At 63.3% G+C, this 25,946-nt stretch carries 22 protein-coding genes and 1 pseudogene; 11 read left to right on the top strand and 12 right to left on the bottom strand.

Annotated features, from left to right (window positions below; genetic code table 11):
• Nucleotides 1–918, bottom strand: coding sequence for a DMT family transporter (locus ON753_RS16265; protein ID WP_265963660.1), 918 nt, complete (start codon nucleotides 916–918; stop codon nucleotides 1–3).
• A 158-nt stretch (nucleotides 919–1,076) separates the two neighbouring features.
• Here ON753_RS16265 and ON753_RS16260 point away from each other — a divergent pair, with 158 nt between their 5' ends.
• Nucleotides 1,077–1,775 carry a type 1 glutamine amidotransferase gene (locus ON753_RS16260; RefSeq protein ID WP_265963659.1) on the top strand — a complete coding sequence of 233 codons (699 nt, stop codon included), beginning with the start codon at nucleotides 1,077–1,079 and terminating at the stop codon, nucleotides 1,773–1,775.
• Between the two features lie 4 nt (nucleotides 1,776–1,779).
• On the opposite strand, the gene ON753_RS16255 is transcribed toward ON753_RS16260, so the two are convergent.
• Entirely contained in the window at nucleotides 1,780–2,757 is a 978-nt protein-coding gene (locus ON753_RS16255; protein ID WP_265963658.1) for a threonine dehydratase, read from the bottom strand.
• A 129-nt stretch (nucleotides 2,758–2,886) separates the two neighbouring features.
• On the opposite strand from ON753_RS16255, the gene ON753_RS16250 reads away from it, so the two are divergent.
• Nucleotides 2,887–3,720, top strand: coding sequence for an AraC family transcriptional regulator (locus ON753_RS16250; protein ID WP_265963657.1), 834 nt, complete (start codon nucleotides 2,887–2,889; stop codon nucleotides 3,718–3,720).
• Here ON753_RS16250 and ON753_RS16245 read toward each other — a convergent pair.
• Both ON753_RS16245 and ON753_RS26740 read right to left on the bottom strand, forming a co-directional pair.
• Complete coding sequence (locus ON753_RS16245) at nucleotides 3,668–4,885, bottom strand: alpha-hydroxy acid oxidase (RefSeq protein WP_265963656.1); 1,218 nt, start codon at nucleotides 4,883–4,885, stop codon at nucleotides 3,668–3,670. The genes ON753_RS16250 and ON753_RS16245 overlap by 53 nt on opposite strands.
• A 20-nt stretch (nucleotides 4,886–4,905) precedes the next feature.
• A pseudogene (locus ON753_RS26740) lies at nucleotides 4,906–5,681 on the bottom strand (FadR/GntR family transcriptional regulator).
• A gap of 191 nt (nucleotides 5,682–5,872) precedes the next feature.
• Here ON753_RS26740 and ON753_RS16230 point away from each other — a divergent pair.
• Nucleotides 5,873–7,171: a DUF3422 family protein gene (locus tag ON753_RS16230; protein WP_265963653.1), complete on the top strand. Its 1,299-nt coding sequence runs from the start codon at nucleotides 5,873–5,875 to the stop codon at nucleotides 7,169–7,171.
• Between the two features lie 146 nt (nucleotides 7,172–7,317).
• Here the strand turns inward: ON753_RS16230 and ON753_RS16225 are convergent, their stop codons facing one another.
• Together ON753_RS16225 and ON753_RS16220 are read right to left on the bottom strand one after the other, a co-directional pair.
• Nucleotides 7,318–7,713, bottom strand: coding sequence for a c-type cytochrome (locus ON753_RS16225; RefSeq protein ID WP_265963652.1), 396 nt, complete (start codon nucleotides 7,711–7,713; stop codon nucleotides 7,318–7,320).
• Nucleotides 7,714–7,880: 167 nt separating this feature from the next.
• Nucleotides 7,881–8,822, bottom strand: coding sequence for a LysR family transcriptional regulator (locus tag ON753_RS16220; RefSeq protein WP_265963651.1), 942 nt, complete (start codon nucleotides 8,820–8,822; stop codon nucleotides 7,881–7,883).
• Nucleotides 8,823–8,990: 168 nt separating this feature from the next.
• Here ON753_RS16220 and ON753_RS16215 point away from each other — a divergent pair, with 168 nt between their 5' ends.
• The 4 genes from ON753_RS16215 to glcF all read left to right on the top strand — a co-directional run bounded on the left by ON753_RS16215 (nucleotide 8,991) and on the right by glcF (nucleotide 13,593).
• A complete protein-coding gene (locus tag ON753_RS16215) occupies nucleotides 8,991–10,472 on the top strand; it encodes an FAD-linked oxidase C-terminal domain-containing protein (RefSeq protein ID WP_377046986.1) in 1,482 nt (493 codons plus the stop codon).
• Between the two features lie 10 nt (nucleotides 10,473–10,482).
• Nucleotides 10,483–11,673, top strand: a complete 1,191-nt coding sequence (gene glcE, locus ON753_RS16210; RefSeq protein WP_265963649.1) for a glycolate oxidase subunit GlcE — start codon at nucleotides 10,483–10,485, stop codon at nucleotides 11,671–11,673.
• 47 nt (nucleotides 11,674–11,720) lie between these two features.
• Nucleotides 11,721–12,080: a DUF4870 family protein gene (locus ON753_RS16205; RefSeq protein ID WP_265963648.1), complete on the top strand. Its 360-nt coding sequence runs from the start codon at nucleotides 11,721–11,723 to the stop codon at nucleotides 12,078–12,080.
• Between the two features lie 175 nt (nucleotides 12,081–12,255).
• Nucleotides 12,256–13,593 carry a glycolate oxidase subunit GlcF gene (gene glcF / locus ON753_RS16200; RefSeq protein WP_265963647.1) on the top strand — a complete coding sequence of 446 codons (1,338 nt, stop codon included), beginning with the start codon at nucleotides 12,256–12,258 and terminating at the stop codon, nucleotides 13,591–13,593.
• 44 nt (nucleotides 13,594–13,637) lie between these two features.
• Here glcF and clcA read toward each other — a convergent pair whose 3' ends face one another.
• The 3 genes from clcA to ON753_RS16185 form a co-directional block, all read right to left on the bottom strand.
• The gene (gene clcA / locus ON753_RS16195) at nucleotides 13,638–14,993 is read right to left on the bottom strand and encodes a H(+)/Cl(-) exchange transporter ClcA (protein WP_265963646.1); all 1,356 of its coding nucleotides are present in this window, start codon (nucleotides 14,991–14,993) and stop codon (nucleotides 13,638–13,640) included.
• 209 nt (nucleotides 14,994–15,202) lie between these two features.
• Nucleotides 15,203–15,952 (bottom strand): L,D-transpeptidase, encoded by a 750-nt coding sequence (locus ON753_RS16190; protein WP_377046890.1) that lies wholly within the window; start codon nucleotides 15,950–15,952, stop codon nucleotides 15,203–15,205.
• Between the two features lie 280 nt (nucleotides 15,953–16,232).
• Nucleotides 16,233–16,949, bottom strand: a complete 717-nt coding sequence (locus ON753_RS16185; protein ID WP_265963645.1) for a DUF2927 domain-containing protein — start codon at nucleotides 16,947–16,949, stop codon at nucleotides 16,233–16,235.
• 338 nt (nucleotides 16,950–17,287) lie between these two features.
• On the opposite strand from ON753_RS16185, the gene ON753_RS16180 reads away from it, so the two are divergent.
• Together ON753_RS16180 and ON753_RS16175 are read left to right on the top strand one after the other, a co-directional pair.
• Nucleotides 17,288–17,932 (top strand): protein phosphatase CheZ, encoded by a 645-nt coding sequence (locus ON753_RS16180; protein WP_265963644.1) that lies wholly within the window; start codon nucleotides 17,288–17,290, stop codon nucleotides 17,930–17,932.
• 192 nt (nucleotides 17,933–18,124) lie between these two features.
• On the top strand, nucleotides 18,125–18,799 hold the full coding sequence (locus tag ON753_RS16175) for a DNA-3-methyladenine glycosylase I (RefSeq protein WP_265963643.1): 675 nt from the start codon (nucleotides 18,125–18,127) through the stop codon (nucleotides 18,797–18,799).
• Between the two features lie 317 nt (nucleotides 18,800–19,116).
• On the opposite strand, the gene hisG is transcribed toward ON753_RS16175, so the two are convergent.
• Genes hisG through hisS form a run of 3 tightly spaced genes read right to left on the bottom strand, consistent with a single transcriptional unit; the run spans nucleotide 19,117 to nucleotide 22,861 of the window.
• Nucleotides 19,117–20,085: an ATP phosphoribosyltransferase gene (gene hisG, locus ON753_RS16170; RefSeq protein ID WP_265963642.1), complete on the bottom strand. Its 969-nt coding sequence runs from the start codon at nucleotides 20,083–20,085 to the stop codon at nucleotides 19,117–19,119.
• 3 nt (nucleotides 20,086–20,088) lie between these two features.
• Nucleotides 20,089–21,243 (bottom strand): ATP phosphoribosyltransferase regulatory subunit, encoded by a 1,155-nt coding sequence (locus tag ON753_RS16165; RefSeq protein WP_265963641.1) that lies wholly within the window; start codon nucleotides 21,241–21,243, stop codon nucleotides 20,089–20,091.
• 4 nt (nucleotides 21,244–21,247) lie between these two features.
• Nucleotides 21,248–22,861, bottom strand: coding sequence for a histidine--tRNA ligase (gene hisS, locus ON753_RS16160; RefSeq protein WP_265963640.1), 1,614 nt, complete (start codon nucleotides 22,859–22,861; stop codon nucleotides 21,248–21,250).
• Nucleotides 22,862–23,232: 371 nt separating this feature from the next.
• On the opposite strand from hisS, the gene ON753_RS16155 reads away from it, so the two are divergent.
• A complete protein-coding gene (locus ON753_RS16155) occupies nucleotides 23,233–24,393 on the top strand; it encodes a glycosyltransferase (RefSeq protein WP_265963639.1) in 1,161 nt (386 codons plus the stop codon).
• Between the two features lie 12 nt (nucleotides 24,394–24,405).
• Nucleotides 24,406–25,902 carry an ArnT family glycosyltransferase gene (locus tag ON753_RS16150; protein ID WP_265963638.1) on the top strand — a complete coding sequence of 499 codons (1,497 nt, stop codon included), beginning with the start codon at nucleotides 24,406–24,408 and terminating at the stop codon, nucleotides 25,900–25,902.
• The last annotated feature ends 44 nt before the right edge of the window (nucleotides 25,903–25,946 follow it).

The following is a 25,946-nucleotide window of genomic DNA, read 5'->3' as shown; positions in this document are numbered from 1 at the left end:
TCACCTGGCGCGCAGCATCATCAGGTTGCCGCCCAGGACGCAGAGCACTCCGGCGGCGGCGAGCGGCGTCCATTGATAGCCTTCGAATAGGGTCGACAAGGTCAGCGCGACAAGGGGGAAGAGAACGGTGGCGTAACCGGCCCGCGCCGAACCGATGCGGCCCAGCAGCGTCAGGTACGAGGCAAAGGCGATCACCGAGGCGATGACGGCCAGGTAGACGAGGCTGCCGAGATAGCTGGCCGACCATTCGATCGCAAAGCTCTGTCCCCTCAGCGCCGAAACGACCCCCAGAAACACCATGCCGTAGACCATGCCCCAGGCGGTTGCGGGCGTCACGGCGATGCCGCGCCGCTGGGTATCGGCGGACAGCATATTGCCCAGGCAGAAGGACAGCGTGCCGCCGATACACATGGCAAGGCCGAAAGCGCCGCCGTCGTTGAATTCGGCGCCTGCAAGCTGCGGCCAGAACATCAGCCCTATGCCGGTAATCCCGAGGAGACCGGCCGCCAGTGCCAGCATGTTCGGCCGCTGGCCGAAGAGGATCAGCCCCAGAAACAGGTTGAAGATGGACGTGGTGGAGAAGATCACCGCGAGCAGGCCCGATGGCAGATGCGAGGCGCCATAGTAGAACAGCGTAAAATTGGTCGAAAACAACAGCGCGCCGAGCCCTGCGAAGCGTAAATGGTCCTGCAGCCGGAACGTCATTCTGTGCCCGCGGTATCTCGCCCAGGCCATCATGATCGCGGCCGCCAGGACGAACCGCCAGAAGACCGACACTTCCGGCGCGACCGTCGCAACCTGTCCCTTCATGGCAATCCAGCTGAAGCCCCAGGCAAGCACCGTGATGGCGTAAAGCCCGTAATCGGCGGGCGTGAATGCAGACGATTGATTGCGAAAGGCAGGTGCGGCAACGCTCATGGCGGTGTCATCCGAATGGGGAATGATAAGCCAGTCTGGAACCGCCAACACTTCAAGACAAATGATTGTTTTTGATGTTCCCATAACCGGGGCAGATGAGTAGTTTCGTGCCGAACCGCGATTCTGAACATCCGCTTTTGCACCGGGCAGGGGGCACGATGACCTTTCTCGTCATTGAGAATTACCAGAACACCCGGCTCGGCCTGCTGGGACGAACCGCCCGTACGGCCGGGCACGACTGGACCACCGTCCAGGCTTATCTTGGCGAGCCCCTGCCGCAGGAAGCCGGTGAGTACAGCGGCGTCGTGGTGCTTGGGGGAGCGCAGGACGCCCTGGCGGATGACGCCTATCCGCACATGCCCGGCGTGTGCGAACTGATCAGGACGTTTCACCGGCAAGGCAAGCCGGTTCTCGGCATATGCCTCGGATCGCAGCTGATCGCCCGGGCGTTCGGCGGCGGCAACATTCTCGGCCGTCCCGTCGAATTCGGCTGGCACGAGGTTCTCCCGACCGCCGAAGGGGCCGCCGATCCCGTGCTCAAGGAGTTGGGCGCCGGGGGACCGCAGTTTCACTGGCACAGCGATACGGTGAGCCTGCCCCGGGAGGCGGTGCATCTGGCGACAAGCGCCATGACGCCCGTCCGGGCCTTCCGCGTGGGCCGGGCCACCTACGCGGTCCAGTTCCACTTCGAAACGGGACTGGAGGACGCCCGTGCGTGGTCCGATGTTTTCGCCGATGATATCCGCGCCCATACGCCCGACTGGGACCAGCGCTTCGAGACCGACGCGGAGCGTCACGCGGCAAGAGCGGATGCGATCGGGGCAGCCATCTCCGGAGCCTGGCTGGCGCTGCTCTAGACGTTCAGACCGATGGCGTCCCGCCGGCCAGGACGGTGCGCATGGCCGCCTCGTCGAGGTTGCCACCCGAGAGGATGACGCCGGCCTTCCGGCCCTTGAGCCTCGCCGCGTCCTGGCGCAGGGCGGCCAGCGCGGCGGCGCCGGCACCTTCGGCCAGGTTGTGCGTATCTGCGTAAAGAATGCGGATGGCTTCGGCGATTTCGTCGTCGCTCACCGTGATCATGCGTTCTGCGCCGGACTTGAGAATGTCCAGCGCCTCCTGAACGGGCTCCCGGCACGCCATGCCGTCCGCGAATGTTCCGGCGGTCTCCGTGGTCACGATCCTGTCCGCTTCAAAGGAGAGCCCGTAGGCCGGGGCCTTTTCGGTGACAACAGGAACGATTTCCGTTTTGAGGCCGAGAAGATTGCGCACGGTGATCAGCCCGCAGGCGCCCGAGCCCATGCCGACCGGCACGTAGACAACATCGAGGTCCGGATGGGTGCGGAAGAATTCCAGCGCATAGGTCGCAACGCCCATGACGATGTTCTTGTGAAAGGACGGGATCATCAGGAACCCGCTTTCCTTGGAAATCCGTTCCGCCGTGCGCTTGGCGATATCGAAATCGCGGCCGTCGATGACAAGTTCGGCGCCGAAGGCCCTCATTGCCCGGTTCTTGCCTTCCGCGTTGCCTTCGGGGACGACGATCCTTGCGGGAATGCCGAGGCTGCGCGCGGCGAGAGCCATTGATTGCCCGTGATTGCCCCGCGTTGCGGATACGACGCCGCTCGGCCGTCCGTGCGCGTCGATATGCTTCTGGATGAAGACGATCGAACTGCGCGCCTTGAAGGCGCCGATCTGTGTGTGGTTCTCGTGCTTGACGGCAACCTCGAACCCGAAGCGCTCCTGCAGCAACGGCCAGCTATAGGCCGGCGTTTCGGGCACGAGCCGCCGGACAACCGGAAAAACGGCTTCAAGCTCATCCATTGAAAAAATCGGTGTCATGGGGCGTCTCTTGCTGAAAACCTTGATGTCAGGCTCTTCTTGTAATCCGTCGCGAAGAAGCGCGTCTTTCAGGATCCTGAACCAAAAGAGGCTTGTACGTTCACCCGCGGCAGTTAAATTCACCCGGCCATGTATCCTTTATCAGATCACCCAGGTGCGGCAAGCGGGCCGATATCTCTGTCGCTGGCAGGTCACCAGCTGTCCCTCCTGCCCGCTGCCGGCTACGATGTCGGCTTTACCGCGCCGGCCGACAGCCTCGGCTTTGCCTTCGATGCCCAGACGGGACGTCATGCGGTCGGGTCGGATAGGGTCGGGCCGTTTTTCCGCCTGCCGAACACGCTGGCGCTCACGCCGCACGGCTGCGACATCCGCTCCGCCTCGGCGGCAGGCGGGGAGTATCTTGTCGTCAGCGGCGCCTCGATCGAGGTGAGGGCGCATGCCTACCGGACCAATATCGGCGGCGCCGATGCCTTGCCCGCGGCGGCTAGGCTGAGGAAATGGCTGCTCGCCGGCAGCTGCCCCGGGCAGCTCGACCTGGAAGAGTGCCTGCGGGCCTTCAGCGCGGCCGCGCAGGGCGGAGGAAATCCCCGCAAGGCGTCCAGATGGATGACTTCGGGACGTTTCCGGCGCCTGACGGAGCTGATCGAGGAAAATCTCGGCTCGGGCCTGACGGTGGCGCGCCTTGGCCGGGAAATCGGCGTATCCGCCAGTTTCCTGAGCCGGGCGTTTTCCGCCTTCTGCGGCCAGACGCCTTACGACTTCATCCTGACCCGCAGGGTCCAGCGCGCCCGGCGCCTGATCGCCACGACGGACTGTCCCCTGCCGGAGATTGCGCTTCAGGCCGGCTTCTCCTCGCAAAGCCATATGACGGCAAGCATGAAGGCCCGGCTGGGTCTGCGTCCGTCGACGATCACGAGGCCGCGGCAGATCCGGCGACCGGTTGCGGGCGGCCGCCCTGTGTGAGGGACCTTGCGTCCCTTGCCTGCCCGTCCTTGAGAACCAGATTGTGCCGGCCGACATTTGCAATGTCGGTTTCCCCGCAAAGGCCCATGGTCACGTCCAGTTCCTTGTGGATGATCTCCAGCACCCTGGTTACGCCCGGCTTGCCCATTGCGCCGAGACCGTAAACGAAGGCCCGGCCGATATAGGTGCTGCGCGCGCCCATGGCGACGGCTTTGAAAACGTCCTGGCCGGAGCGGATGCCGCCGTCGAAATGAACTTCGACCTTGTCGCCCACCGCATCGACGATGTCTCCCAAGACCTCGTAGGAGGCAAGAGCTCCGTCGAGCTGACGTCCGCCGTGATTGGAAACCACGATGGCATCCGCGCCCAGATCCGCGGCGATCTTCGCGTCTTCGACGTCGTTGATGCCCTTGAGGATCAGCTTGCGGTTCCAGTGCTTTTTCACCCATTCGACGGATGACCAGTCAAGCGTCGGATCGAACTGGCTGGCGGTCCATTCCGATAGCGAGGTCATGTCATGGACGCCGGTAACGTGGCCGTGGATGTTGCCGAACTGGCGCCGTTTGGTGAGCAGCATGTTCCAGCACCAGCGCGGCTTGAGCGCAAGGTCGAGCAGCACGCGTGCCTTGGGGTTCGGCGGCGTGGAAAGGCCGTTCTTGATGTCCTGATGGCGCTGGCCGAGAACCTGCAGATCGAGAGTGAGTACCAGGGCCGAACAGTTCGCAGCCAGCGCCCGCTGCATGAGGCTTTCGGAAAAGCCGCGGTCGCGCATGACATAGAGCTGGAACCAGAACGGATTTTTCGTGTGCTCCGCGACGTCCTCGATGGAGCAGACGCTCATGGTGGAGAGCGTGAAGGGCACGCCGAATTCTTCCGCGGCCTGCGCGGCGAGGATTTCCCCGTCGGCATGCTGCATGCCGGTGATGCCCACCGGCGCCAGGGCGACCGGCATGGAGACCTCCTGGCCGATCATCGTGGTCTTGACGGACCGGTTGTCGATGTTGCGGGCGACCCGCTGGCGCAGCTTCTGGCGCTGAAGGGCGGCTTCGTTCTCCCGGTAGGTGCTCTGTGTCCAGGAGCCGGTATCGGCATAATCGTAGAACATTTTCGGTACCCGGCGCTTCGCCAGGGCCTGCATGTCCGCAGTATCGGTCACAACTGTCATGGTATTTCCTCCCGGTGAGCTCAGGTGCGAGCCGGAGTTTTGGGTTTTTTCAATCGTCTCAGGCCGGCAAGTTGTTCCCGCCGGTCCATTTCCCTGGTGTCGTCGAGCGTGCCACGCACATAGTCGATATGGTCTTCAGAGGCCTTGCGCGCCCTGTCGGGATCTGCCTGCCGGATGGCATCGGCGATCGCCTTGTGCTGCTGCAGGAGCTCGATCCGTGCGGTCGGGTGGTCGTAGAGCCGTCCGCGATTATAGAAAACGCCGTTTTCAAGCAGCCTGTAGCAGGACCGCAAGGTGTGCAGCATCACGACGTTGTGGGCAGCCTCGCCAACGGCGTGGTGGAAGGCGACATCCAGCCGGCTTTCCGCCGCCAGATCTGCACTGTCGTGCGCTGCTTGCATCTCGCGGATGATCTCGTCGAGCCGCGCAATGTCGGAGGGCGCCGCGCGCCCGGCGGCCTGTGCGGCGGCCTGGCTTTCGATGCCGCGCCGGAATTCGAAATAGTCGTTCACGGCGGTTGGATGGCGGGCGATCAGCTGAACGATGGCTTCGGAGAAGATCGGTCCGATCAGGTCCGCGACGAAGGTTCCCCGCCGCGGCGGGCCTCGATCAGCTTCCTGTCTTCCAGAATTTTCAAGGCATCCCGCAGCACCGGCCGTGATACCGCCAGCTGTTCCGCGAGATCCCGCTCGGCAGGCAGCTTGTCGCCGGATTGCAGCACGCCTTTCAGGATCAGATCTTCGATCTGCTCCACCACGGCGGCAGCCGTTTTCTGATGATCGACGGGTTGAAACATGCGGACGGCTTCCTCTGCTTGCGGGGGAAAATAGCGGCTAATTCGCAATTGGTCAATTTATTTGTCCAATATCTTGTTGCTCAAATGCCGCGCCCCGGCGACCAATCGTCGCCGGGGCGAGAATCCGATGGTTTCCTGCGGGTCTTGAGGGCAAGCTGACGCCGAAAAACATGCAGGTCGGAGTTGGTTCCGTGGATCAGGCTTCAGAAAACGGATCGTCCTTTCCCTCATTCCGGACCTCGCCGCTGCGGGAAAAGGTCGTGGGGGAGGTGCACGCGCGTCCTTTCCGGCCGATCACGAGCCCGCGGACCGTTCTGCACTACGCCTTCCTGACCCACGGGGACGAGGCAGCGCAGGATCACGCCTGGCTCGCGGACTTCTGCGTCTCCCACGGCGGGCACGTCCCGGCCCAGGGAGCGCGCCACCATACGCTTGCCTTCGGCGGCGGCACGCTGAGCTGGGAACAGCACGCGGAATTCACCACCTACACCTGGGACGGTGCCGCCAGCCCTGATACGATTTTCGGGAAGGTTCCGGCGACGCATCCCTTCGGGGCCGCCTTCCGCGCGCCCGGCGATCTGCTGGTGGCCGTCCGCCTGGAGTTGCGGGCCCCGCACGAGGGCGACCAGTGGCGGCACCACTTCGACGGCAGCAGCCTGACTGTTTCGACATTGGAGGGCGGGGCCGCGGTGGTGGCGACCGATTTCCGCCAGGACGGCGACGGGCTCACCCGGTTCCTGGTCTTCAACCATTCCCTCAACGACGTTCAGGCGGGGGCGGTCGTCCAGCGCCTCCTGGAGGTAGAGACCTACCGGACCCTTGCCATGCTCGGGCTGTTCGAGGCAACGGGCCTTCAGCCGGACATCAGGCGGTTTGAAATCGAGCTGGCGGACCTAACCGGCCAGATGAAGGACGCCTCCGCGCTTGGCACCAACCAGGAATTGCTCGACAAGCTGACCACGCTGGCAGCCGCGCTGGAAGCCGGAGCGACGGCGAGCACGTTCCGCTTCGGCGCCAGCCGGGCCTATGATGAAATCGTCAAAGCGAGACTGAGCGCGTTGAGAGAGGAGGCGGCACCCGGGGACCTTTCGATGGCGGCCTTCCTGACACGGCGCCTTGCGCCCGCCATGCGCACATGCCAGGCGATCGAGGACCGTCAGGCCATGCTCTCCCGCAAGCTCGCCCGCGCCACGACGCTGTTGCGCACGAGCGTGGACGTCGAACTGGAGGAGCAGAACCGCATCCTGCTGCAATCCATGAACCGCCGCGCACGTCTGCAATTACGGCTCCAGCAGACGGTTGAAGGACTGTCGGTGGCCGCGGTGAGTTATTATGTGGTCGGGCTGATTTCGTATCTGGCAAAAGCGGCGAAGGAATCCGGATTGCCGGTTCCCAACGCGAACGTGACAACGGGCCTTGCCGTTCCGCTCGTTGTGCTTCTCGTCTGGTGGCTCGTCCGGCGGATCCGCAAGCATCACGGCGAACATTGACAAGACCGGGGGAACCGCCTCCGGACTTCCGGCAAAACCGCTGCGCTGCCGTCCCGGCGCGCACTGCACCCGGGAACCAGCGTATTGGTCATTTCTCTGGGCCGGGTTTTCCCGGCCCATCCGAGCTCTTCACAGGAAGACCGGCCTTATTTGGTCGTGCCGTCTTCGTTGAACTGCGCCAGATAGGCAATGACGTCGGCGCGGTCCTCTTCCTTCCTCAGGCCCGCAAACGCCATCTTGCCGCCGGGGATGACATCCTTCGGCTTTTCCAGATAGGCGCTGAGGGTCTCTTCGTCCCACACCTTGCCTTCACCCAGCTCCAGGAGCGCCTTTGAATACTTGTAGTCTTCCACCGTGCCCCACTGGCGGCCAACGACGCCATTGAGCTGCGGACCCACCTTGTTTTTGGCGTCAGGACCGACGGCATGGCAGGCGCCGCATTTCCTGAAGACTTTTTCACCTTTTTCAGCATCACCCTGGGCGCTGGCCTGAACGGTCATGGCCAGAAGCGCTGTTCCGGCGATCATCAGCAGTCGCTGCATATGTTCTCTCCCTCAGTTTGGGCGTAGTAACCCCGGGACCAAATGAACAGGATGTGAGCGAAGGATGCAAGCGGCGCACGGTCGCATGGACATGGCGGCCGGTTTGCGGAGGTCACCAGGCCGAGACGACGCCGATGGTTCGTCACCTGGTTTGCCGGCAAGCGCGCTCAGTCTGCCAGCGCATCGCCCGGCAGGCGTAGCCAGTCGTCCAGCCCTTCGTCCCAGTAGGGCGAAGAGCCATAAAGGTTTGCCAGAAAGTCGATGAAGACGCGGACCTTTGCCGGAAGGAACTGCCGGCTCGGATAGACCGCGTAGATCCCGACGTCCTTCAGGGCCCTGTATTGCGGCAACAGGACCTGCAGCTTGCCCGCACGAAGTTCAGGCCCGACATCCCAGGTCGAGCGGAGCGCGACGCCGACCCCGGCAAGAAGACACTCACGCACGACCTCGTTGGAATTGGTCTTGATCGGTGCATGGGTGCGGATGGTTTCGATGCCGTCGGGGCCGGACAGCCGCCAGGGATCCTGATTGGTTGCGGCGATGGTGACGTGATTGGCCAGGTCCCCAATGCTAAGCGGCTCGCCGTGCTTGTTCACATAGTCGGGGCTGGCGCACAGGATCCGGTGGACCGGCGCCAGGCGCCGGGCAACGAGGCTGGAATCGGAAAGTTCGGCGATACGGATCGCCAGGTCATAGCCTTCGCCGACAATGTCGACAAAATCGTCGGAGAGATCGAGATTGATGGTCAGATCGGAGTTCTCGGCAAGAAACTTGCCCAGGTGCGGGGCGATGTGCAGCCGGCCGAAAGAGGTCGGCACGGCGACCTTCAGGTTGCCGCGGGCTTTGGCGGAGCCTCGGGCGACGAAGGACTCGGCTTCTTCCACCGAGGCCAGGATGGCAATCACCCGTTCGTAGAAGCCTTGCCCGGCCTCCGTCATGGCAATCTGCCGGGTCGTCCTCTGCAGGAGCCGTGTCCCGAGCTTTTCCTCCAGCCGCCGAATGCGTTTGGAGACAACGGCAGGTGACAGGTTCATTTCGCGACCGGCCGCCGACATGCTGCCGGCGCTCACGACCCGTGCGAAAATCTCCATGTCGGTCAGATTGCTCATTTTCAATCTCTCAGAAAGACAATTACAATTCGCCGAACGTTTTTCCGATTGCCGGGACTTGCAAGAATTCGGCGAAGCCGTTGATCTACCAGCTTCGATCACATGAGAGCAAATGTGTGGATCAGAAAACGCAAATCGAAAGGAGTGCCCTCTGTGACCGCGATTGCGATGCCCGCCCCGGACAAGGACGTTATTGCCCGCCGCCAGGAAATCCTCAGAGCGCTTCAGGCGATCGTCCCGGGAGAGGGCGTGATCCACGACGAGCGGGAGATGCGCGCCTATGAAACCGATGCGCTGACCGCCTATCGCCAATTGCCGCTGATCGTGGTGCTGCCGCAAACCGTCGACCAGGTCTCCAGGGTTCTCAAATACTGCTACGACAACAACGTCAAGGTGGTCCCGCGCGGTGCGGGAACCTCGCTTTCCGGCGGCGCCCTGCCGCTGGCGGACGGCGTGTTGCTGTCGATGATGAAGTTCAACCAGGTACTGGATGTGGATTTCGCCAACCGGGCGGCGGTCGTCCAGCCGGGGGTGACCAATCTCGGCATTACCCGGGCGGTCGAACACGAGGGCTTCTACTACGCGCCGGATCCGTCCTCGCAGATTGCCTGTTCCATTGGCGGCAACATCGCGGAAAACTCCGGCGGCGTGCACTGCCTGAAATACGGCCTGACCACCAACAACGTGCTCGGCCTGGAAATGGTGCTGATCAACGGCGAGGTGGTCCGGCTCGGCGGCAAGCATCTGGACAGCGAAGGCTATGACTTGCTGGCGCTGATGACCGGCTCGGAGGGCCTGCTCGGCGTGGTGACGGAGGTGACCGTGCGCATCCTGCAGAAACCGGAAACCGCGCGGGCCCTGCTGATCGGTTTTCCGACCAGCGAGGACGGCGGGCGCTGTGTCGCCGACATCATCGGTGCGGGCATCATTCCCGGCGGCATGGAGATGATGGACAAGCTCGCCATTCACGCGGCGGAGGATTTTGTCCACGCCGGCTACCCGCGGGACGTCGAGGCTCTGTTGATCGTCGAGCTGGACGGGCCGGAAGGCGAAGTGGATCTCCTGATCGGCCGTGTCGAGGAAATCGCCAGGACCAACCAGGCCAGCCATCTGCGCGTCTCCGAAAGCGAGGAGGAGCGCATGACCTTCTGGGCCGGCCGCAAGGCGGCGTTTCCGGCGGTCGGCCGTATCTCGCCGGACTACCTTTGCATGGACGGCACGATCCCGCGCCGGGAGCTGCCCAGGGTTCTCGCCCGCATGCGGGAGCTGTCCGTCAAACACGGCCTTGCCGTGGCCAATGTCTTTCATGCCGGCGACGGCAATCTGCACCCCCTGATCCTCTACGATGCCAACAAGCCCGGCGAACTGGACGCCGCCGAGGCGTTCGGAGCGGATATTCTCAAGCTGTGCGTCGAGGTCGGCGGAGTGCTGACCGGTGAACACGGGGTCGGCATCGAAAAGCGTGACCTGATGAGCGAGATGTTCACCGAGGAGGACCTGAAGCAGCAGCAGCGGGTGAAATGCGCCTTCGATGAAAAGCACCTGCTCAATCCCGGCAAGGTGTTCCCCGTGCTCAACAGTTGCGCCGAGCTCGGCAAGATGCATGTACACAAGGGAAAGCTGCCGTTTCCCGACATTCCACGGTTCTGAGGGCCAGCATATGGACGCCAATTTCAAACCGCGGGATGCGCGGCAGGTAGAAGAAGCGGTGAAATGGGCCGCCGGCGAGGACCAGCCGCTGGAGATTATCGGGCAGGGTTCCAAGCGGGCGCTCGGCCGTCCGGTCCAGGCCGCCCGTTTCCTGGACCTGTCGGATCTGTCAGGCGTGGAGAACTACGAACCGGCGGAACTGATCCTGACAGTGAAGGCGGGCACCCCCATTGCCGAGGTCGAGAAGCTGGTCGAGGACAATGGCCAGGAGTTGTCCTTCGAACCGATGGACTATGGCCCGCTTTTCGGAGAGAGCTCCGGCCGGGGAACGATCGGCGGCGTGCTGGCGGCAAACCTCTCCGGTCCCCGCCGCATCAAGGCGGGGGCCGCGCGGGACCATGTTCTGGGGATGGAAGCCGTTTCCGGCCGCGGCGAGATCTTCAATTCCGGCGGCAAGGTGGTCAAGAACGTGACCGGCTACGATCTTCCACGGGCGCTCTGCGGGTCCTACGGCACGCTGGCCGTCACCACCACGGTGACCGTCAAGGTCAATCCCAGGCCGGAAAGCTCCGCGACGTTCATGCTCTCCGGCCTGAGCGAGGACGACGGCATCAAGGCGCTGTGCGCGGCGATGGGCTCGTCGGCGGAAGTCTCCGGTGCCGCGCATCTGCCGGCCGGAGTGAATGGCGGTACCAGCAACACCGTGCTTCGCCTGGAGGGCTTCGCGGCGTCGGTCGACTACCGGTTCAACACGCTGCAGAGCCTTCTGCGCGATTTCGGATCGGCAACCCGCCTTGACGAAGACGGCTCGAAAGTGCTGTGGCGCTCCATCCGCGACGTGGAGCCGTTTGCCGGATCGGATGCGCCGGTCTGGCGGGTATCCGTGGCCCCGACGGCGGGGCCGCAGCTGTTGAGGATTCTGCAGAACAGGATGTCGGCGCAGGCCTATTTCGACTGGAGCGGCGGACTTGTCTGGCTCTCCAGCGCGGACGGGGAAATTCATGACGCGGACATCCGCGCCGCTGTCGGCGAGGTTGGCGGCGGACATGCAACACTTGTGCGCGCCGGACCGTCGGTGCGCTCGAATGCCGCCGTCTTTCAGCCCCAGCCCGGACCGCTTGCCGCATTGTCCCGCCGCCTCAAGGAGCAGTTCGATCCGAAGGGCATTCTCAATCCTGGACGAATGGTCAGCGGCGTGTAGTCTGTCGCCGCACTGTTTTGCGCAAAGACTTTGAGGGGAAGAGGAGTATGGAACGACAGTCCGAAATCTCAGGCTATATGGATCCCGGCGGCAAGAACGTCACGCTGATCTATATCCTCTATCTCGTCAGTCTGCTGGTCGGTTTGACGGCTCTCATCGGTGTCGTGTTTGCCTATATCAACCGGGGCAAGGGCGTCACCTGGGCCGACAGCCACTACACCTACCAGATCCGCACCTTCTGGATCGGCATGCTGTACAGCCTCATCAGTGTACTGCTGATGTTTGTCTTCATCGGCGTCCTGATGCTGATCGCAGTGGCGGTGTGGGCGATCGTCCGCTGCATAAAGGGCCTGCAACTGGCCTCGCGCGGCGAGCCGGTCCCCAACCCTGAAACCTGGATGTTCTGATCCGGTCAACAACAAACACGGCGGCCGGTGACGGATGTTCAAGACGGGACAGATTGTCCCTGGCGGCGAAACGCTTCTACCCGAATGGCGTCTTGTGCGGGCTGCCGCCGGCCCGTAGGGTGCCGCCCGGTATGGAGAGGCCCGTGGCGCGCGGGCATTGAGGAACGCCTGACAGATGCAGACCAATTTCACAGCCGAGCAGTTGAAAGACAGCCCTGTCGCGGAATCGGAAAAGATCCTGCGCAAATGCGTGCATTGCGGCTTCTGCACCGCAACCTGTCCGACCTTCGCGCTCCTGGGCGATGAGCTCGACAGTCCGCGTGGCCGGATCTACCTGATCAAGGACATGCTGGAAAACGACCGCCCGGCGGACGAAAAGGTCGTCAAGCATATCGACCGGTGCCTTTCCTGCCTTGCCTGCATGACGACCTGTCCCTCGGGCGTGCACTACATGCACCTAGTCGACCATGCCCGCGTTCACATCGAAAAGACCTACAAGCGGCCGCTTTCAGACCGGCTGATGCGATCCCTTCTGGCCTTCGTGCTGCCCTATCCCCGGCGGTTCCGCCTCGCCCTGATCGGCGCGTTTTTCGGCCGGCCCTTTGCCCGTCCGCTCAAGGCCCTTGGCGGCCCGCTGGCAAAGGTCGGCGCGATGCTCGAGCTTGCGCCGGCCCGTGCGCCGGGGCGCGGCCAACTGGAAGGGCCGGGCGTATTCAAGGCCGAAGCTCCCGCACGCAAGGGCCGGGTCGCCCTGTTGAGCGGCTGCGCCCAACCGGTCCTCAATCCCGGCATCAACGACGCCACCATCCGCCTCCTGCGGCGGGCGGGCTACGATCTCGTTCTGCCGGAGGGGGAAGTCTGCTGCGGCGCGCTCGTGCATCACATGGGCAAGGAAGACGCTTCGCTGGAAAACGCCCGCCGCAATGTCGATGTCTGGACGCGCGAGCTGGAAGGCGAGGGGTTGGACGCAATCGTGATCACCGCCTCCGGCTGCGGTACGACGATCAAAGACTACGGCTACATGCTGAGGGAAGATCCGGCCTATGCGGAAAAGGCCGCCAGGGTCTCCGCGCTGGCAAAGGACGTGACTGAGTTCCTGACCGGCATCGAGCTCGGCGGGCCCGTGGTTCAGCCGAAGCTGACCGTTGCCTATCACTCCGCCTGTTCCATGCAGCACGGCCAGAAGATCACGAGGCAGCCGAAAGATCTTCTGAAGGCGGCCGGCTTTACCGTGAAGGATGTTCCGGAAGGGCACCTGTGCTGCGGTTCGGCGGGCACCTACAACATTCTCCAGCCCGAGATCGCCCGGCAACTGCGCGACCGGAAGGTTGCCAACATCGCCAAGACGCAGCCCGATGTCATCGCCACCGGCAATATCGGCTGCATGACCCAGATCGGCCTCGGCACCGCGACGCCGATCCTGCACACGGCGGAGCTGCTGGACTGGGTCTATGGCGGCCCGCAACCGGAAAGCCTGTCCCCCGTGCTGCGGCGCCTGGAGGCGGCGGAGTAACGGAATGGCCCGGCAGCCCGCCGGCCAGGATACGGGAGAAGCCGCTAGGCGTCCCGGGTCCCCAGCAGAACCGGCGTCTTCTCGGTTTCCGTATCGGCGGGCTGGCCTGCCAGCCGCAATGTGCGTTCCAGAAGCTGCTCGTAGATCGGCCGGCCGCCCAGGTGATGGGCGGTGAGGGAGGCCGTGGTGCAGGTGACGAGGACCGGCATGATCAGGGCATAGGCGCCGGTCAGTTCCATGACCAGCACGACGCCGACAAGCGGCGCGCGCACGGAGGCCGCAAAGAAACCGCCCATGGCCGCCACCGCGCAGGCCGAGCGGAAATCGTCTTCCAGCGGCAGAAGCTCGATTGCCGCCACGCCAAAAGCCAGCCCGGCACAGGTTGCGATGGAAAGCATCGGTGCGAAGATGCCGCCCGGCACGCCGGAGGCGTAGGAAAACAGGACGCCTGAAAAGCGCAGGAGCGTGAGGACCAGAAGCGCCAGGATACCGAATTCTGCGGAAATCAGGTTTGGCACCAGATCCTCGCCGCCTCCGGTCGCTTCCGGAAAGGCAATGAGGAGCCCGCCCGTTGCGGCGCCGATGGCCAATGCGGGAAGCCAGCGCAGACCGGAAGGGATCTTCTGAAACAGATCCATGACCCCGATCAGCGCCCGGTTGAACAAGACGCCGAGCGCGCCGAGGAGCATGCCGAGCAGCCCGAGCAGCAGAAAACTCCAGACCGGAACGTAGGAAACCTCCACCAGCAGCGGCGGACCGATGTGGGTGAGCTGCTCGGTCACCGCGGCGCTGAGCAGGGAGGCGATGATGACGGCCATATAGGTGCGGTAGCCGAAGGGAAACTGCCGCCGGGTTTCCTCCACGATGAACAGGATCGCCGCAAGCGGCGCATTGAAAGCGGCGGCGAGACCGGCGGCAGCCCCGGCCGCCAGCAAGCCCTTGTGGTCGGACGCGCTGATGTCGTGGGATCTGGACAGCGCTTCGGCCGTCATCGCGCCCATGTGGATGGTCGGCCCTTCCCGGCCGAGCACGAGCCCCGAGCCAAGGGCAAGCAGGCCGCCGAAGAACTTGGCAACCAGGACACTGGCCCAGTTGAGCGGCCGCTTGTCCTCCATGGCGCCTTCGATTTCCTGAATGCCGCTGCCCGCCGCCTCGGGCGCAACGCGCCGCACGAGCAGAAAGGCGGCGGTGACGCAGACAGCGGACACGCCGATCGAGACCGCATAGGGCAGGAGGCCTGTGCCGAGTGTGGCCCTGAGGGCGGCGTAATAGGCAATCACGGAATTGAGGCCCGAATGGAAACCTGTGGCGAGGCCGCCGACCAGCAGACCGGTCAGGGCGGCCTTCAGGAAATAGGCCGCATCCGATCCGGCAGAAAAGGGTTTTGTGCGTTTTGTCATGCCATGCCGGCTGTTTCGGGTCGGAGCCCCAGGTTTGCGACCGCCGATTCGGTCCTTGTCCAAGTCAAACTGCAGGTAAAGACTCGCTCTTGCAAGTAATGACAGGTGACAGGGTGAATTTTGGGCAAAATAAAACGCGCGGAGGCCGCGCGTTCGATAGCTGAGAGCGTGTTTTGCTTTGACCGGCCCTTGTCTGTTGGGCCTTCCGGTCAGATCACAATCACGGTGGTGCCGACGCCGACACGCTCGTAAAGATCGGTCACGTCCTCGTTGCGCATGCGGATACAGCCCGAGGAGACCGCATGGCCGATGGTCCAGGGCTGGTTGGAGCCGTGAATGCGGTAAAGCGTCGATCCGAGATAGAGAGCGCGGGCGCCGAGCGGGTTTTCCGGACCGCCGGCCATGAAGGTCGGCAGATCGGGGCGGCGCTTGCGCATTTCCGCCGGCGGGCGCCAGTCCGGCCATTCGGCCTTGCGGGAGATCCTGTGCCTACCGGCCCATTCGAAGCCCGGCTTGCCGACCCCAACGCCGTAGCGCCGGGCCGTGCCGTCCTTCTGCACCAGATAGAGATAACGGGCGTTGGTATCGATCACGATCGTGCCCGGCTTGTACTTGCCGTCATACTTGACGATCGTCGGCAGGAATTGCGGAGCGATCTGGCGTGACTGCGTGGTGCGGGCCTGCGGCTGCTGGCGCACGGGCTGCTGGCGCGGCGACCACCAGTTGGCGCGGCGAACCTGGGGCTGCTCGACCTGCCGCCGCTGAGCCGGGGCAACGGCACGCCTGTTCACGCGCGGCTGCAACTGCATGGTCCAGGGTTCCGTGAGGTTCGGGCTGAGAACGAGCGGCGGCGGAGCGACCTGTCCGGCGCTCGCCTGAGACCCGGCCAAGCCGGCTCCGATCAGCAATGCGCCGGTGAACAGCACAATCCTGGAAGACGCATTACGCATAAAGAACATTGCGGTCCCCTTGAATCCCCTCATCAATCACGTGCAGCGGTCTGCCAGGATCTGAGCGGGATGCGCCCGGACCCTTGAGCCGCCGGTTAATGGATTGACAAGAAGGATAGGGGCGAGCGATCAGCCAAAGATGAATCCGGCACGCAGAAATCCGGCAATTCTTTCTTATGGTTAGCCGTTTCTTGAAGAACAGGCTTAATCAATTGCCACTCTGGGGGATGACTGCCGCGATCGTGCGGAAGGCCCGATTGAAAACCTTGAACTTTCCGCAAATCCTTGGTTAACGCACCCGGTTACGGGCGTCGCGCACCACCAGGGGCAGGATCGGCTTGACCTGCTCGATCGACATGCCCGGTTTGATGCGAGGATCATAGAGCATGTTCAAGATCAGCTGGTCGAAAACCGTGAACCGGCTGTGGCGCGAGGAATCGTTAAAGACCGAGTGGGTGAGCGATTCGTCGTCGTTCATCGGACCGAGGCCCTGAAGGACTTCCTCGACAAGGCAGCGCTTGAACAGAAACTCGCCCTCGTCCGAGACGATCACTGCCGAGGACCGCTTGATGCCGTTCCCGCCCGATACCACCCGCACCAGGCACCGCCCCGGGACGCTGGCATGATCGCTTTTGTAGACGTCCTTTTTCACCACCGGTGCATATTGCTGGCGGTCGACCACATAGATCTCGAAATTGGCGTTTGCGGGATCGTCCGCAATGGCGACCGTCAGCCCGTTCACCCGGCTGCCGATTTCCCTCAGGAAGCGGTGGACGATCGGCTTCCGGTCGGTTGCCGACAGGTTGTGAACATAAAACAGCACCGGCCCGGTGAATTTCTTCACCAGGTAGGGCCGCCAGCTCCAGCTGCGGTATTCCAGCCCGAAGACGGTCTTTTCAAATCCGTCCAGAAGCTCCTCGGTCGTGAAGGTATTGTTGCCGCCGTGTGCGGCAGGTGCGGCAATCAACAGTCCGGACAACAGGAAAACAGTCTGCAGGAAACGCATGGCTCTTTAGATCGAATCGCTGGTGAATAGCTTATTCATGCGCTGTCCTTGAAAGTGTCTGCGGAGGATAACCAAAGGTCCGGGCGGTGGAAAGCGGGAAACAGTTACCAAAGACCGAATCCCGTCCCCGACTCCAGCAAGCGTTGGAAAAACAATTCCTTAAGCTTCCCAAGCTATAAGCGGCCCTGTTGGGAACTGAAGGCACCTGCAGGGGCACAGGGGACGGGAGAAGGCATGGCCGCGGTAAAGAGGTCCTTTCGAGCGGAAAGCTTGATACGTATGAATTCCGGGGGAATGACAGCACCAGCTTTGCAGAAGACCGCCGTCACCAGGAACTCATGGCGGAAATCGCCGGGCTGAAATCCCTGCTTCAGAAGGGGGAGGCCAAGCAGTCTGCGATCGATCCGCAGGCCGTCAGCGAAAAGTTCATGGCCGAGTTCCGCAAGGAACTGTCCGAGGCAGGCAAGCTGAAGGTCGAGCTGGACGCCATCTATGAAGCGATTGCCCAGACCAAGAAGGAAATCGCGACCCTGCACCACACCACCGGTGCCAAGGGCGAGGAAATGACCCGCGTCACCAATGAACTGGACGCCGTGGTGATCGGCACCGAAGGGGCGACGGAAACAATCCTGTCCGCGGCGGAATTCATCGACGAAACCGCCAACACCCTTTCCGCACGGATGAAGGGTCAGGACGCGGAACTCGCCGGCGATATTCAGGACAAGGTGGTCCAGATTTTCGAAGCCTGCAACTTCCAGGACCTGACCGGCCAGCGCATCACCAAGGTGGTGAACACCCTGCGCTTCGTGGAAGACCGCATCATGCAGATGATGGATATCTGGGGCGGCATCGAAAGCTTCAAGGACATCGAGGTCGATCAGCGCGAGCGCAAGGACGGCGACGCGGCCCTGCTCAACGGCCCCGCTTTGGAGACAGACGTGGACGTTGCCACGCAGGACGATATCGACGCCCTGTTCGCCTGATATTCCGACTTTCATCTGAGCACCAGCCCGGCCTCGCGCCGGGTTCAGCCTGTCTGCATGGGATCATTTGCTTCCGTCGACGCAGTCCGGGGGTATTGATCCCCAATTCCACATTCGGATGGTCATCCCCTTGCACTTCAGGTTGTTCGGCTTTAGGCAGGTGAGAACAAAGAGTGAATATGAGGTGTCGTCATGGCCGAACAGAACACTGGCGCAAAAGCTGAAAGGGATCCGGTCACCGGGCTGCTGACCGGAAACGACGGGCGGGAGCGGTGCTGGTGGCACGGCGGGCTGGACGACTATCAGCTCTATCACGACACGGAATGGGGCTGGCCGGTCGATGAGGACCGGCGCCTTTTCGAGAAGGTCTGCCTGGAAGGCTTCCAGTCGGGCCTGTCCTGGCTGACGATCCTTCGCAAGCGCGATGCCTTTCGCGCGGCGTTCGCCAATTTCGAGTTCGAAGAGGTCGCCCGGTTCGCGTACGCGGATGTCGAGCGCTGCCTGAACGACAGCGGCATTGTCCGACACCGGGGCAAGATCGAATCGACCATCAACAACGCCAGGCGGGCGCTGGAGCTGAAGGCCGAGTTCGGCACGCTCGCGGCCTATTTCTGGTCGTACGAGCCGGAACCGCAGAACCGGCCGCAAAGGCTTGATTTCGCGACCGCCCGAACACTCGGCAAGACGGCGGAAAGCACGGCCCTGTCAAAGGATCTCAAGAAGCGCGGCTGGAGCTTCGTCGGCCCGACCACGGTCTACGCCTTCATGCAGTCGATGGGCATGGTCAACGACCATCTTGAAGGCTGCTGCTGCCGGGAGAATGTCGAAAAGGCGCGGCAAGCCTTTGTCAGGCCGGTAAAGGGCTGAACGCGAGCCTTGCGGCACGGCGCGATTCCCTTCCCCGTGCGGGGAAAGGGTTGGGGAAACAGCGAAGCCGCGTTCTGCAGAGGTGCTGCAATACCCCCACCCCCGACCCCTCCCCTCAAGGGGGAGGGGAGCTACGCCGCAGGCGCTGGAGGTAAAGTCGGAAACCGCGATTTCGGGAGCGGCGATTTGCAAGCACCACCATCCCGGCCGAGGAATCGTTGCGAATTGAGCACCAGCCCTGCGCTACGGCACCGCGCGATCCCCTTCCCCCTTGTGGGGAAGGGTTAGGGATGGGGGTACACGGCGAAGCCGTTCCTTTACCCGCCGACTTTTTCCTTCAACGGCGTGAACAGGCGGTTTTCCTTCGTGAACACATAGTCCAGCGTCTCGACCGTCACCGTCTCCGCGCCTTCGCCGATCAGAAGCTCGGCACAATCGGCAACGGCGTCCTTCGGGCAGAGCACGCTGACATGGTGTGCGTCGTTGATGTCGGAGAAGCGCTGAATGGCTCCGATCTGGCTGACGGCCCGCAGCGCCTGGGTGCGGTCGTGGACGACGGCCTTGACGAGCTTGACGCCCCGGGCCGTTTCTTCCGCGGCCACCCGGTCGAGGATCGACCGTGCGGCGGCGAGCGCGGTTGCCGACCAGTCGGCGCTCAGCGAGGCGACGAGATTGGCCTGGCTCTTCAGCATCACCCCGTCGGAAAGGATCTTGAGATTGTTGGCGTGCAGCGTCGAGCCGGTCGTGGTGATGTCGACGATCAGTTCCGCGGATCCGGCCGCCGGCGCCCCCTCCGTTGCCCCCGCGCTCTCCACGATCCGGTAATCGGCAATGCCGTAGCGCGCAAAGAACGAGCGGGTAAGGTTCACGTATTTGGTGGCGACGCGCAGGCGGCGGCCGTGACGGTTGCGGAAATCGGAGGCGACGTCGGAAAGATCCGCCATGGTTTCCACATCGATCCACGCCTTCGGCACGGCAACGACCACATCCGCCGAGCCGAAGCCGAGCGGGGTGACGATATGCACGGTGTTCTGCGGATCGGTGATGTTCTCATGCACCAGATCGAGCCCGGTGATGCCGAAATGGACCGAGCCGTCGGCAAGCGAGCGGGCGATTTCCGAGGCAGACAGGAAGGCGATCTCCACGTTGTCGAGCCCCTTGATGGCGCCGCGATAATTGCGCGCGCCGCCCGGCTGCTCGACCTTCAGGCCCGCGCGGCCGAAGAAGTCGTGGGTGTTTTCCTGCAGGCGCCCCTTGGACGGGATGGCGATGATCAGCTTGCTCATGGCTTATCCCTTCACGCTCGCGGCAATCCGGTCGAGCCACATGGAAAACCCGATGGCCGGAACGTCGCGCTCGGCTCCCAGAAGCGTCACCAGCTTGTCGTAGCGGCCACCGCCGACAAGCGGCCCCTCCACGGCGCCCGCAGCGGCGTGAATTTCGAAGACGAAGCCGGAGTAATAGTCGAGACGGCGGCCGAATTCTGCGGCAAAGGTCAGCCGGTCCGGATCGATGCCCTTGGCCTGCAAGGCGGCCAGGCGCTGCTCGAAGGCGGCCAGCGGCGCATCGAGGGCAAGGCCGGATTTCCTGGCGAACTCGCGCAGCGCACTGCCGGCCTTGGAACCGTCCGCTTTCAGGGACAGATACGCCGTCAGCGTTTCCGCGGCCTTGTCATGGCCGCGCGCACCGGTTGCCAGCGCCGCCTGCTCCAGGAACCGGTCGGCGATTTCGCTCGGCGTCCGCCCGCCCACGGCGGAAATGCCGGCGATCGAGAGAAGGTCTTCGACGACCGCGTGGGCCGCTGCCGGATCCGCGCCCTCGAGCGCCGACAGGAAGCCGAGCCGGACGTCGCGGCTCTCGTCGTCCGACGCTGCGCCGCCGGCCATGCGCCCGATTGCGGCGGACAGCTTGTCGGTTTCGCCAAACAGGTCCCGCAGGCGGCGGCGCCAGACGGCAGGCAGGTCGAGGTCATCCAGAACCGCGGCGAACAGGGTTTCGTCACCGATCCGGATCGAACTGTTTTTCAGGCCGAAGGTTTCGAGCGCCTTGACGGAGAGGGCAAGCAGATCCGCATCGGCTTCCGCGATGTCGCTCCGTCCCAGGCTTTCCGCGCCAAGCTGCGCAATCTCGCCCAGGCCATCGGCGCGCTGGCGGAAGACCGGGCCGCTGTAGCAATAGGCAGCCGGCAGCCTGGCGTTTTTCCGTGCCAGGTGATGACGGCAGACCGGAATGGTAAAGTCGGGCCGCAGGCACAGGTCGACGCCGTCCGTGCCGTTGGTCAGGAACAGGCGCCGGCGGATATCCTCGCCTGTCAGGTCCAGAAAGACGTCGGCCGGCTGCAGGATCGGAGGGCTGACCGGGCTGTGTCCGGCCGCCTTGAACATCTCCAGAACCGCATCGATCTTGGCCGGGTCCAGTCCGATGGTGTCAGCCGCCGCTTTCATCAAATCAACCCTCGCTCGCCCGTCTGCGGTCCTCGGCCTGGCCGTCCAGGATGCCGCGGATCGTCTCGATCAGGTCGGTTTCCTTCACGGTGACCTGCGCCGGGCGGCTTTCGCGCCACGTGATGTTGTCGGTGATTTCCTCCGACAGGCGTTTGCCCTCGATCAGGTCCTTGACCTGGATCTCGCCGGCCTGGCGCTCGTCGGAGCCCTGGATTATGGCGACCGGACAGCCGCGCCGGTCGGCATATTTCAGCTGGTTGCCGAACTTCTTCCAGTTGCCCTGGTACATTTCCGCGCGGATCCCGGCATTGCGCAGATCCTGAACCATTTTCTGATAGCGGCCAAGCGCCGCCACATCGCCGTCCATCACGGTGACGAGCACCGGCGCCACCACCTCGGACGCGCTCAGCTTGCCGAGGTTTTTCAGGGCGGTCATCAGCCGGGAAACGCCGATGGAAAAGCCGGTCGCCGGAACGTCGCGACCGGTGAAGCGCTTGACGAGCCCGTCATACCGCCCGCCGCCGCCGACCGAGCCGAACTGGACCACTTCGCCCTTTTCGTTGGTAACGTCGAACAGGAGCTCGGCTTCGTAGACGGGGCCGGTGTAATACTCCAGACCACGGACGACGGAGGGGTCAAATCTAATGCGCTTTGAACCATATCCGGACAAAGACGTAACTTTGAACAGAACGTTTAGTTCGTTCAGTGCCGCGCGCCCGCTGGCGGTATCTCCGACAATTGCTTCGAGGCCGGATATCGTAGCTAGATTTGAGTAGTACAAACCCGGTGATGATTCCTGCTCATCGCCTTCTACATACCCTTCAACGTCAGCAGGCTTCTGGAAATGCTCGATCCCTGAATCTGTGCCATAGCCGGAAGCGAATACGTATCCTTTGATAACATCTATTTGGGTGCTGGAGAGATTGGCACCGGAGGTGAAATCGCCGCTTTCGTCCTTCCGCCCTTCGCCCAACAACTTAGCGATTTCGTCCCAGTCAAACTTATCAAGCTTGTCGAGTGCGCGAAGCACCGTGAGGCGGGTTTGGCTATTTTCATCGCCGCCAAGACCGACAGCTTCCATCAGCCCGTCCAGAACCTTGCGGTTGTTGACGCGGATGACGTAGTCGCCGCGCGGGATGCCGAGGGCCTCCATCGTATCCGCCATCATCATGCACATTTCCGCGTCCGCCTGAACGCCCGGCGCACCGACCGTGTCGGCGTCGAACTGCATGAACTGGCGGTACCGGCCCGGGCCCGGCTTCTCGTTGCGGAACACCCAGCCCGCACGGTAGGTGCGGTAGGGCATCTGGATTTCATTGATGTTTTCAGAAACATGACGCGCAAGCGGCGCCGTCAGGTCGTAGCGCAGGCTCATCCACTGCTCGTCGTCGTCCTGCACGGAAAAGACGCCGGCATTCGGCCGGTCGGTGTCCGGCAGGAACTTGCCCAGGCAATCGGTATATTCGAAGGCGGGCGTCTCGACGGGGTCGAAACCGTAGCGCTCGAAAACCGTGCGGATATTGGCCAGCATCTCGTCGGTCGCACGGATGTCTTCGGCAGAGCGGTCAACGAAGCCGCGCGGCAGGCGGGCTTTCAGTTTATTCGGTTTTTGGGCCATGAGGTCTTAATGGGTCCTGGCAGGTTCCGTACCCGTTGCGGCGAAAAACGGTCCGGCAACCGGGCGTTATGCATGTTGCGGTTTTCCTAGACGAAACAGGGCCCGAGAGCAAGGCGGCCGATGCCCGGAAGGGCGCGTGCGACCGGCGCGCGCGCTGCGGCGGAAGGGGAAAGTCCGCCCCGTGCCTTGTTTGTATCACAGTTGCGGCTAAAAGGTCTGCGATGGATACTGCATACCGCCAGCCGCAGGAAACAATGCGCGCCATCGCAGGCGGGCCGTCATGCGTGTCTTTTCTTGTAATTAATCTCTGGCAGGCTATGTTCCGCGCGCAATTACGGTAGAGGACGCCGGCCGGCGGACAAGGATCGAGAATGGACAGTGCGGCGCGCATCGCAGAGGACAAGGCCTTGAACGGCGGGTCGGAGAGCCGGCATGTCCGGCCGGCAGAACCTGCTGAACTCAGCGTTATCCTGCCCAGCTTCAACGAAGCCGCCAACATTCCGATCCTGGTCGGTCTGCTCGACACGGCCCTTGAGGGCATTGCGTGGGAAGCCATCGTCGTCGACGACAATTCGCCTGATGGCACGGCGGGCGTCGCACGCGCCATTGCGCAGACGGATGCCCGCATCCGGGTGATCCGCCGCATCGGCCGGCGCGGGCTGTCCGGCGCCTGCATCGAAGGCATCCTTGCCTCCTCGGCGCCCTATGTCGCCGTCATGGATGCCGACCTGCAGCATGACGAGACGATGCTGCCGAAAATGCTGGCGGAACTGAAGACAGGGGACACCGACCTCGTGGTTGCCAGCCGCAAGATCGACGGCGGCACCGCGGGCGAGGGGCTCTCGTCGATCCGCGCCTGGGGCTCCAACATTGCCAACTCGCTGGCCCAGAAGCTCCTGAACATAACCTTGACGGACCCGATGAGCGGGTTCTTCATGATCCGCCGGGAAAAGGCCGAAGCGCTGGCGCCGAAACTGTCGCCGCAGGGGTTCAAGATCCTGCTGGATCTCGTCTCCAGCGCTGCGGGAAGCCTGAAGATCACGGAGCTTCCGTTCACCTTCCGCGAGCGCCAGCACGGCGAAAGCAAGCTGGATACGCTGGTCACGCTGGACTATTTCGGCCTGCTGCTCGCCAAGTATTTCGGCAATGTCGTCTCCGTCCGTTTCCTGATGTTCGGCCTTGTCGGCGCCAGCGGTCTCGTCGTTCATCTGGTGGCCCTCAGGATGCTCCTGCTCGGCGACGTGGAATTCAATCTCGCCCAGACCGGGGCCTCCTTCGTGGCCATGACGTCGAACTTCTTTCTCAACAACCAGCTGACCTACCGCGACCGCCGCCTGCGCGGCATGCAGGCCCTGATCGGCCTCTTCACATTTTATGCCGTCTGCTCGGTCGGCGTGCTGGCCAATGTCGGCGTCGCCAACCTGATCTATACCGACCCGTCCTACTGGTGGTTCGCCGGTACGGCCGGCGCGATCATGGGTGCGGTCTGGAACTATGCGGCCAGCTCGGCTCTCACCTGGCGCAAATCGTAAGAGCGCCCGCCGATGACACTTGAAAAGACAGACGACCTGCCGTTCTTCCTGCGTCCGGCGGGGCTGGTTGTGGTCGTCGGCCTGCTGACGGCCCTGAAGCTCTTTGCATCCGCCAACGCCCATTTCGTCGAGGACGAAGCCTATTACCGCCTCTGGGGTCTTTATCCGGCCCTCAGCTACTACGACCATCCGCCGATGATCGGCTGGTGGATCGCCGCTGGGCAGGCGGCCTTCGGCGATACGGTGTTCGCGGTCCGGGTGCTCGTCATCGTCTCCGGCCTGATCGGCACCGTCGCGCTCTGGCGCACCTCCGCCATCCTGTTCGACCGAAAGGTCGCAGGTTGGGCGGTGCTGTTTCTCAATACCAGCCTTCTCGTCGGCATCGGCGGCATACTGGCGACGCCCGACGCGCCGTCCGTCTTCTTCTGGGGGCTCACCCTGTGGGCGCTGGCCGAGCTCTCCGTTTCGAAAAACCCGAACTGGTGGCTGCTCGTCGGCCTGATGGCGGGCTGCGGCCTCCTGTCCAAATATTCCGTGCTCTTTCTGGGCGCGGGAATCGTGCTGTGGCTCGCCTGGGTGCCGGCAGCCCGCCGCTGGTGGGGTGCCTGGCAGCTCTGGGCGGGCGGCGCCATCGCCATTATGTGCTTCAGCCCCGTGCTTTACTGGAACCACGCCCACGAATGGGCGAGCTTCTACAAGCAGTTCGGAAGAGCCGCGAACGGCGGTTATACGGCGAAATATATCTTCGAGTTTCTGGGCGCCCTCATCGGCCTCGCCAATCCGCTGATCGCAATCCTGGCGGCCCTGGGCGCGGTGAAACTGTTCTGGGGATTGCGGGCACGGGAAATCGCGCCGTCGCTGCTGCTCCTCACCGTGCTGCCGTTTCTCCTCTACCTGCTCTATCACTCGCTGCACGCGCGTGTGCAGGCGAATTGGCCGGCACCGCTCTTTCCGGCCTTTGCGCTGATGGCCGCCGTGTTCGTGGCCGGGCTTGGTCCGGACCGGACGTTCTGGCGGCGCTTCGCGGCTGGGGGCGTCGTTCTTGGCCTTCTGGTCGCCGTGCTGGTTCAGCTTCACGCGGTCCGCCCGTTTACCGGCCAGTTTGCCCGCAAGGATCCGACGTTCCAGCTGCGCGGCTGGCCGGAGATCGGCGGGCGGATCAAGGAAATGGCGGCCCGGGAAAATGCCGCTTTCGTCGTGACGTCCAGCTACGGTCTCAACGGCCAGCTCGACTTTCTCCTCAAGGACACCGCGCCGGTCATCCAGATCAACGAGCGCATCCGCTATGTGATGAAGCCGGAGCCGGTCCCGGACCTCTTCGACCGGCCGGGCCTTTATGTCACCGAAGGACGCCGCGACCGGGCGGACCAACTGAGCAGCAGTTTCCGGACCGTCGAAGAAATCGCCGAACTGGAGCGTCAGGTCAAAGGCATCGGACTGGAAAAACTTGTCGTCTACAAGGTCGAGGGACGGATCGGCCCTGTTCTCGAACCGCTTTCGTACCGGTAAACCGGCCACAGGCTCAAGGCTCTCGCAAGAAGAGACTTGCAAAC

This window comes from Roseibium salinum (genome assembly GCF_026240905.1).
Lineage (GTDB): Bacteria > Pseudomonadota > Alphaproteobacteria > Rhizobiales > Stappiaceae > Roseibium > Roseibium salinum.
The sequence above is the reverse complement of the archived record's forward strand: the minus strand, read 5'-3'. Positions and strand labels throughout refer to the sequence as shown.

What these genes read in the sequence shown, in the direction of transcription:
- ON753_RS16265 (WP_265963660.1), bottom strand. Translation starts at nt 918, where the DNA reads ATGAGCGTTGCCGCACCTGCCTTTCGCAATCAATCGTCTGCATTCACG.
- ON753_RS16260 (WP_265963659.1), top strand. Translation starts at nt 1,077, where the DNA reads ATGACCTTTCTCGTCATTGAGAATTACCAGAACACCCGGCTCGGCCTG.
- ON753_RS16255 (WP_265963658.1), bottom strand. Translation starts at nt 2,757, where the DNA reads ATGACACCGATTTTTTCAATGGATGAGCTTGAAGCCGTTTTTCCGGTT.
- ON753_RS16250 (WP_265963657.1), top strand. Translation starts at nt 2,887, where the DNA reads ATGTATCCTTTATCAGATCACCCAGGTGCGGCAAGCGGGCCGATATCT.
- ON753_RS16245 (WP_265963656.1), bottom strand. Translation starts at nt 4,885, where the DNA reads ATGACAGTTGTGACCGATACTGCGGACATGCAGGCCCTGGCGAAGCGC.
- ON753_RS16225 (WP_265963652.1), bottom strand. Translation starts at nt 7,713, where the DNA reads ATGCAGCGACTGCTGATGATCGCCGGAACAGCGCTTCTGGCCATGACC.
- ON753_RS16220 (WP_265963651.1), bottom strand. Translation starts at nt 8,822, where the DNA reads ATGAGCAATCTGACCGACATGGAGATTTTCGCACGGGTCGTGAGCGCC.
- ON753_RS16215 (WP_377046986.1), top strand. Translation starts at nt 8,991, where the DNA reads ATGCCCGCCCCGGACAAGGACGTTATTGCCCGCCGCCAGGAAATCCTC.
- glcE (WP_265963649.1), top strand. Translation starts at nt 10,483, where the DNA reads ATGGACGCCAATTTCAAACCGCGGGATGCGCGGCAGGTAGAAGAAGCG.
- ON753_RS16205 (WP_265963648.1), top strand. Translation starts at nt 11,721, where the DNA reads ATGGAACGACAGTCCGAAATCTCAGGCTATATGGATCCCGGCGGCAAG.
- glcF (WP_265963647.1), top strand. Translation starts at nt 12,256, where the DNA reads ATGCAGACCAATTTCACAGCCGAGCAGTTGAAAGACAGCCCTGTCGCG.
- clcA (WP_265963646.1), bottom strand. Translation starts at nt 14,993, where the DNA reads ATGACAAAACGCACAAAACCCTTTTCTGCCGGATCGGATGCGGCCTAT.
- ON753_RS16190 (WP_377046890.1), bottom strand. Translation starts at nt 15,952, where the DNA reads ATGTTCTTTATGCGTAATGCGTCTTCCAGGATTGTGCTGTTCACCGGC.
- ON753_RS16185 (WP_265963645.1), bottom strand. Translation starts at nt 16,949, where the DNA reads ATGCGTTTCCTGCAGACTGTTTTCCTGTTGTCCGGACTGTTGATTGCC.
- ON753_RS16180 (WP_265963644.1), top strand. Translation starts at nt 17,288, where the DNA reads ATGGCGGAAATCGCCGGGCTGAAATCCCTGCTTCAGAAGGGGGAGGCC.
- ON753_RS16175 (WP_265963643.1), top strand. Translation starts at nt 18,125, where the DNA reads ATGGCCGAACAGAACACTGGCGCAAAAGCTGAAAGGGATCCGGTCACC.
- hisG (WP_265963642.1), bottom strand. Translation starts at nt 20,085, where the DNA reads ATGAGCAAGCTGATCATCGCCATCCCGTCCAAGGGGCGCCTGCAGGAA.
- ON753_RS16165 (WP_265963641.1), bottom strand. Translation starts at nt 21,243, where the DNA reads ATGAAAGCGGCGGCTGACACCATCGGACTGGACCCGGCCAAGATCGAT.
- hisS (WP_265963640.1), bottom strand. Translation starts at nt 22,861, where the DNA reads ATGGCCCAAAAACCGAATAAACTGAAAGCCCGCCTGCCGCGCGGCTTC.
- ON753_RS16155 (WP_265963639.1), top strand. Translation starts at nt 23,233, where the DNA reads ATGGACAGTGCGGCGCGCATCGCAGAGGACAAGGCCTTGAACGGCGGG.
- ON753_RS16150 (WP_265963638.1), top strand. Translation starts at nt 24,406, where the DNA reads ATGACACTTGAAAAGACAGACGACCTGCCGTTCTTCCTGCGTCCGGCG.